The organism is Pannonibacter sp. I15F10I1 (assembly GCF_900185665.1).
Lineage (GTDB): Bacteria > Pseudomonadota > Alphaproteobacteria > Rhizobiales > Stappiaceae > Pannonibacter > Pannonibacter indicus.
On the sequence record NZ_FYAN01000028.1, the window covers coordinates 481,685 to 488,534 of the forward strand.

Consider the following 6,850-nt stretch of genomic DNA (forward strand, 5'->3'; position numbering starts at 1 on the left):
CGTTACGGGCGAAGCTGGCCGTTGCCGTGCACGCGGTACTTGAAGGAGGTCAGCTGCTCGACCCCCACAGGCCCGCGCGCATGCATGCGGCCCGTGGCAATGCCGATTTCCGCGCCCATGCCGAATTCGCCGCCATCGGCAAACTGGGTGGAGGCATTGTGCAGCACGATGGCCGAATCCACCTCGGCAAAGAAACGGCGCGCCGCCTCTTCGTCCCCGGTCAGGATGCAGTCGGTGTGATGCGAGCCGTAGGTCTCGATATGCTCGATCGCCTCATTCAGCCCGCCAACGATGCGCACGGAGAGGATCTTGTCGAGATACTCGGTCGTCCAGTCCTCATCCGTGGCCGGCAGTGCGCCGGGGCACAGGTGCTGCACCTCGGCGTCGCCGCGCACCTCGCAGCCCTTGTCCTGAAGCGCTTTGATGATGCCGGGCAGCAGGTCCCGGGCAACGGCGCGGTCCACCAGCAGCGTTTCCAGCGCGCCGCATATGCCGGTGCGGCGCAGCTTGGAATTGACGATCACATCCGTTGCCTTGGCCGGATCTGCCGCCTTGTCGAGGAAGATGTGCACGATGCCTTCCAGATGCGCGAAGACGGGCACGCGCGCGTCGTTCTGCACCCGTGCGACAAGGCTCTTGCCGCCGCGCGGCACGATCACGTCCAGATTGCCGCCAAGGCCCTTCAGCATTTCGCCGACGGCATCGCGGTCTGCCACCGGCACCAGCTGGATGGCATCGCCCGGCAGGCCGGCAGCCTCCAGGCCCTTCTGCAGGGCGGCGTGAATGGCAAGGTTTGACTGCAGCGTGTCGGACCCGCCGCGCAGGATCACCGCATTGCCGGCCTTCAGGCACAGCGCGCCGGCATCGGCCGTCACGTTGGGGCGGCTTTCGTAGATGACGCCGATGACGCCGAGCGGCGTCCGCACACGCTCGATCTTCAGCCCGTTGGGCCTCTCCCATTCGGACATGACGCTGCCGACCGGATCGGGCAGGGCGCCAATGGCCTCGAGCGCCTGGGCGATATCCTCGATCCGCTCCGCCGTCAGGGTGCCGCGGTCGAGGAATGAGGCAATCTGGCCGTTGGCCGTCATGGTTTCCACGTCCTGCGCATTGGCGGCAAGGATCGCAGGCGTTGCCTCGCGCACGGCAGAGGCCATGGCGCGCAGGGCGCGGTTCTTCTGTTCCTCTGGGGCAAGGCTGAGCTTGCGGGCTGCGGCGCGGGCACGCTTGCCCAGATCCGCCATCAGTGCCGTGATGCTGCTTGCTTCAACCTTGTCCTGCATCGGATTTTCCTCAGGCTTCTTTCTCGAACTGGGCATCGTCCAGCGCCAGATCATCGCGGTGGATCATCTCGGCGCGGCCCGGATAGCCGACGATGGCTTCGATCTCGCGGCTGTTGCGGCCCGCGATCATGCGTGCCTCTGCCGCATCATAGGCAATGAGGCCGCGCCCAAGCACCCGGCCTTCCGGGGCAAGGATCTTGACCGTATCCCCGCGTGAGAAGCCACCCGAAATGTGAGTGACGCCTGCGGGCAGCAGGCTCTTGCCGGATTTGAGCGCGGAAACCGCGCCTGCATCCAGATGCACCTCGCCGCGCGGCTCCAGATGGCCGTTGATCCAGGCCTTGCGGGCCGTGGCGGGGGTGGAGGCGGCAAGGAACCACGTGCAGCGCACGCCCTCATCAATGGCGCGCAGCGGGTTCATGCGCTTGCCCGAGGCAATCGCCATCACCGTTCCGGCTGAGGTGGCAATCTTGGCCGCGTCGATCTTGGTCTTCATGCCGCCGCGCGACAGCTCCGACCCGGCGCTGCCTGCCATCGCCTCGATCTCCGGCGTGATGCGCGGCACTTCGGGCAGGAACACCGCGTCCGGATTGATGGCCGGGGGGGCAGTGTAGAGCCCGTCGATGTCCGACAGCAGCACGAGACAGTCGGCGGTCGTCATGGTGGCAACACGGGCGGCGAGCCGGTCATTGTCGCCATAACGGATTTCCGAGGTGGCGACCGTATCATTCTCGTTGATGATCGGCACCGCCCCCATGCGCAGCAGCGTGCCGATGGTGGCGCGGGCGTTGAGATAGCGGCGGCGTTCTTCCGTGTCGCCCAGCGTCAGCAGAACCTGCCCCGCCTTCAGCCCCTTGCGGCCAAGGCATTCGGAATAGGCCTGCGCCAGCGCGATCTGGCCCACGGCGGCGGCGGCCTGGCTTTCTTCCAGCTTCAGCGGCCCGCGCGGCAGGCCGAGCACGCCGCGCCCCAGGGCGATGGAGCCGGAAGATACCACCAGCAGCTCGCAGCCCTTTTCCGCCAGCGCGGCAAGGTCATCGACGATGGCTTCCAGCCACTCGCGCCGCAGCTTGCCGTTTTCGACAAGCAGAGCCGAGCCGATCTTCACAACAATGCGCTTGAACTCGCCAAGCTGCCGGGTTGCCTGCTTCACGGACGCCATCCCTCTTCAGGACGGGAGGGCACCTCGTTTGCGGCGTCCTCCTTGTCCTTGTCGATTGCCCTGATGATCATGCGCAGCGCCGTGTCCACATTCTCGCGGCTGGCCGAAGACAGGATCAGCGGCTTGCGGCCGCAGGCGGCTTCCAGCGAGGCGGCCCGTTCGGCGCGCAGCTCCGGCGACAGGGCGTCGGCCTTGGACATGGCGACGATTTCCGGCTTGTCTTCCAGCCCGTTGCCATAGGCCTCCAGCTCGCCGCGCACCACGCGATAAGCTTCGCCCGGATCTTCCACGCCCGAGCCATCGACCAGATGCAGCAGCACGCGGGTGCGCTCGATATGGCCAAGGAACCGGTCGCCCAGGCCCGTGCCTTCATGCGCGCCCTCGATGAGACCGGGAATATCGGCCAGCACGAAGCCGCGCCCGTCCAGCTCGACCACGCCGAGGTTCGGGTGCAGGGTGGTGAAGGGATAGTCGGCGATCTTGGGCTTGGCCGCCGACACGGAGGCCAGGAACGTGGACTTGCCCGCATTGGGCAGGCCGACGAGGCCGGCATCGGCGATGAGTTTCAGCCGCAGCCAGATCCACTTCTCGATGCCCTCAAGGCCCGGATTGGCATGGCGCGGCGCCTGATTGGTGGAGGACTTGAACTGGGCATTGCCGAAGCCGCCATTGCCGCCGCGCAGCAGCAGCAGGCGCTGGCCGGGCTCGGTCAGGTCGGCGATGACGGTTTCGTTGTCTTCTTCGAGGATCTCCGTGCCCACCGGCACGCGCAGCACCACATCATTGCCCTTGGCGCCCGTGCGGTTGCGGCCCATGCCGTGGATGCCGGTTCCGGCCTTGAAATGCTGCTGGTAGCGGTAGTCGATGAGCGTGTTCAGCCCTTCGACGCATTCGACCCAGACGTCGCCGCCGCGCCCGCCGTCGCCGCCGTCGGGGCCGCCGAATTCGATGAACTTCTCCCGCCGGAAGGAGACCGCACCGGCACCGCCATTGCCGGAGCGTACATAAATCTTGGCCTGGTCGAGGAACTTCATCTCATGTCCATTTCTGCTGCCCGCGCGTCAGGCATCACTAGATTCCAGAAAACGCGCGCGCTCAAGGCGTGTGCGGATTGAAGCCGCCGCCGTGCCGGTGGCAAGGCTGGCGCAGGTGCCGGTGCCCGTCTCGCGGAACCCCAGCCTGCGCAGCGCAGCCAGCGACGCGGCATTGCCCGTCATGACCTCTGCCTCCAGAGCCTCATGATCTGTGACGGCAAAGAACCAGCCAAGCGCAGCCTTCAGGGCTTCGCTCATCAGGCCCTGACCCCAGAAGGGGCGGCCAAGCCAATACCCGATCAGGGGGCTTGCGTGCAACTCGCGAAACGTGATCGAGCCAATGAAGGCATCATTCCGGTCAAGAACCAGATTGATGGTGGTCAGATCCGTCCCGTCCATCGCCGCCTGCAGCCAGGCTTGCGCATGGTCAGCCGTATAGGGATGGGGCATCCGCGCCAGCGTGCGGGAGACCTCGATATCCCCGGCCAGCGGGACAATATCAGCGGCATCGGCGGTCCGTGCCGGGCGCAAGGTCAGCCGGGGTGTGGCGAGCGGCAGGCCCTGCCATTTGCCGCCGCTCTCCGACGCGCCCATCAGGCGGCCGCCTTGCGCTGGCGGAAGGCCTTGCCATCCAGCCGCACGACGATGTTGCGCACCTTGCGGTCCAGTGCCCTTGCATAGCGCTCGGTGATGGCTTCCGGCTGGAAGCCAAGCTTGCGCAAAAGCGCCCGCGAGGCGGCATTTTCCTCGAACACCCGCGCGGCAACGGCCGTGCAGCCATGGGCGGCAAAGGCCCAGTCGAGCGCCGCTTCCGCTGCTTCCCCGGCATAGCCGAAGCCCTGGAAGGGGCGGCCCAGCCAGTAGCCGATGGTCGGGCAGCCGGCCGCTTCCGCCAGCTCGCCCGGCGCGTCGATCGCCATGACGCCGATGAAGACGCCGCCCAGCGTGATGGCGAAGACGGCCGCCTCCTCCACCGGATCACAGGTCATCGCCCGGGCGGTGAAAGCCTCGGCCGAGCCCTCTTCATAGGGCCAGGCCATGCTCGTCAGCCAGCGGACAACCTCGAATTCCTGCCCGCACAGGCGGGCGATGGCCTCCGAATCCTCTCCGCGCAAGGGGCGCAGGATGAGGCGGCGGGTGCGCAGTTCCGGCAAGCGGCTCATGACCGGCCTCCCCATTGCTTCAGCGAGCGCCAGACGGAGCGCTCCAGCACGAAGCGCTCGATGGGCACATTGCCGCCAGCCCCCAGCGACCGGGCCATGCCCTGGTCGCGGTACTGGAAGCCGCTCTTGATCAGCACCCGGCGCGAGGCCGGATTGGTGACGCGGCAGCTGCCCTGCAGCTCATACATGTCACCGTTGCTGAAGGCGTGATCGACCAGCCGGTGCAGCGCTTCGGTGGCAAAGCCGCAGCCCCAGAAGGGCTCGCCCAGCCAGTAGCCGACCTGGATCGGACCGCCGGGTTCGGCGGCGGCATACTTGGCCTGGCCGATGAAGCGGCCGGTGGCCTTCAGGCGGATGGCAAAACTTGCGTAATGGGGAGTTGCCGTCTGGCTCTTCTGCACGATGGCCCGCGCATCCTCCAGAGCGAAGGGATGGGGCATGGTGGCCAGATGCGAGGCAATCTTGCGGTTGTTGGCGAGAAATACAATGTCTGCCAGATCGTCCTTGCGCGGCGTATCGAGCCGGACACGAACCCCTTCCAGCGGCATCCGGGCCGCAACCAGACTGCTTTCGTCTAAGTATCCTTCACTCTCGACAACCATAACTTCCTCCGGTCAAAGAAAAACGAAAAGGGGAGATGGCGTCCCATCTCCCCTTGAACTTTGACCGGTTCACCAGAACCGCCGGGTCGATCAGGACGCCGGCGAACATGGTTTCACTCGGCTTTACTCCGCTGCTACCGCTGCCGGCAGCACGTTAATGAAGGTTCGGCCGTTGGATTTGGCCTGGAATTCCACTTTGCCCTCTACGGTCGCAAAAATGGTGTGATCCTTGCCCATGCCGACGCCGTTGCCCGGATGCCAGGTGGTGCCGCGCTGACGTGCGATGATGTTGCCCGGAATCACGGCTTCGCCGCCGAACTTCTTGACGCCGAGGCGGCGGCCGGCGGAGTCGCGGCCGTTGCGGGATGAACCGCCTGCTTTTTTGTGTGCCATGACGAAACTCCTCGTCTTTCGCTGTTCAAGTTGCGCTAAGGTGGCGGCGATTACTCGCCAGCAGCTTCCTCAGCCTTTGCCTTCTTGGTGGTCTTCTTCGCCGGCTTTGCGTCGCCGGTGGAGATGGCCGTCACCTTGACCAGCGTATACGACTGACGGTGACCGTTGCGGCGCCGGGAATTCTGACGGCGGCGCTTCTTGAAAATGATGATCTTGCGGGTGCGGGCCTGGTCGACCACTTCCGCAGTCACGGTGGCGCCAGCCACGAGCGGCGCGCCAACGGTGGTTTCTTCGCCATTGCCGACCATCAGGACCTCTTCAAAGGTCACGGTAGCGCCGGCTTCGGCGTCGAGCTTTTCGACCTTCAGGAGGTCGTCCTGTGCGACGGTGTACTGCTTACCGCCGGTCTTGATCACTGCGAACATGTCTTGCACGTCCTTTTTGTCGTTCTGTTGCCGTATCTCCCGGTCCTCTCCCGCCGGTCAAAACCACGCCGCAGGCCGCCTGGCCCATGCCGGAGTTTCTTCTCTTCGGGAACAGCCAGCCCTGCGGAAAAACCGGCAGCAATGCTGGATGGTTGGAGGTCTGGAGACAGCACAATGCACAGAGCCTGTTGGCCCCATTTCACTGAGCAGAGGCTGTATAACGCCGCGATCAAAGGAAAGTCAATCCACAACCCGCCGCAAACCGCCATTTTTCCTGCCCCGGTAAAGGGGCGGGCATGGAGCGGCAGCTTTTCTCCCAGCCGTTCTCCTGATCGTCAGGTGCGGCACTGCCGGATACACCGGGTCGCCCCGGCCAAGCGCAGCGCGAGCCCGGGTCCACTCGCTTGCAGAGAGGTGCCATCGTCCTGAGCCTTGGCAAGGGGTTGCCGCCGGAAGCTCCACTGACCGCTCTGCGAACGAGTGGTTCCCGGATCTCCGCTGCGCTTCGTCCGGGACGACGCCTCGTGTGCCGGTCCCGTGCCGTCTGCACCGGGGTGCCGGTGGCCTCGGCAAGTGGCGTCTGCTGGTAGCGCTGCGCGTGTGTTGAGGCGGCGTTGCTGCCGGGCATGATGGCGTGCCATGGGGGCGGTCATCCCCACACAGGTGGGGATCCATATGTGGACGGCCCCGTGGTCGCAAGGTTTAAGTTCGCAGGTGCTCCGGATCGCTTGCGGTCATATGTACGGCCTATTTTGCGATCCGTGAGACCGCTGGCCAAGATGGGTTCC

At 65.5% G+C, this 6,850-nt stretch carries 8 protein-coding genes; all 8 read right to left on the reverse strand.

Annotation, left to right across the window (positions count from 1 at the left end; genetic code table 11):
• Nucleotides 1–2: 2 nt before the first annotated feature.
• The 8 genes from IF10I1_RS20810 to rplU all read right to left on the reverse strand — a co-directional run bounded on the left by IF10I1_RS20810 (nt 3) and on the right by rplU (nt 6,062).
• Nucleotides 3–1,283 carry a glutamate-5-semialdehyde dehydrogenase gene (locus tag IF10I1_RS20810; protein WP_244284589.1) on the reverse strand — a complete coding sequence of 427 codons (1,281 nt, stop codon included), beginning with the start codon at nt 1,281–1,283 and terminating at the stop codon, nt 3–5.
• Between the two features lie 10 nt (nt 1,284–1,293).
• Nucleotides 1,294–2,445: a glutamate 5-kinase gene (gene proB, locus IF10I1_RS20815; RefSeq protein WP_186414910.1), complete on the reverse strand. Its 1,152-nt coding sequence runs from the start codon at nt 2,443–2,445 to the stop codon at nt 1,294–1,296.
• Entirely contained in the window at nt 2,433–3,479 is a 1,047-nt protein-coding gene (gene obgE / locus IF10I1_RS20820) for a GTPase ObgE (protein WP_050473333.1), read from the reverse strand. The genes proB and obgE overlap by 13 nt, the downstream gene beginning before the upstream one ends.
• Nucleotides 3,480–3,506: 27 nt before the next feature.
• Complete coding sequence (locus IF10I1_RS20825; RefSeq protein ID WP_186391614.1) at nt 3,507–4,073, reverse strand: GNAT family N-acetyltransferase; 567 nt, start codon at nt 4,071–4,073, stop codon at nt 3,507–3,509.
• A complete protein-coding gene (locus IF10I1_RS20830; RefSeq protein ID WP_050473331.1) occupies nt 4,073–4,642 on the reverse strand; it encodes a GNAT family N-acetyltransferase in 570 nt (189 codons plus the stop codon). Before IF10I1_RS20830 ends, IF10I1_RS20825 begins: the two co-directional genes overlap by 1 nt.
• On the reverse strand, nt 4,639–5,244 hold the full coding sequence (locus tag IF10I1_RS20835) for a GNAT family N-acetyltransferase (RefSeq protein ID WP_094462809.1): 606 nt from the start codon (nt 5,242–5,244) through the stop codon (nt 4,639–4,641). The genes IF10I1_RS20830 and IF10I1_RS20835 overlap by 4 nt, the downstream gene beginning before the upstream one ends.
• Before the next feature lie 123 nt (nt 5,245–5,367).
• Nucleotides 5,368–5,637: a 50S ribosomal protein L27 gene (rpmA, locus tag IF10I1_RS20840; RefSeq protein WP_019963644.1), complete on the reverse strand. Its 270-nt coding sequence runs from the start codon at nt 5,635–5,637 to the stop codon at nt 5,368–5,370.
• A 50-nt stretch (nt 5,638–5,687) separates the two neighbouring features.
• Nucleotides 5,688–6,062, reverse strand: a complete 375-nt coding sequence (gene rplU / locus IF10I1_RS20845; protein WP_050473329.1) for a 50S ribosomal protein L21 — start codon at nt 6,060–6,062, stop codon at nt 5,688–5,690.
• Nucleotides 6,063–6,850 lie beyond the last annotated feature (788 nt).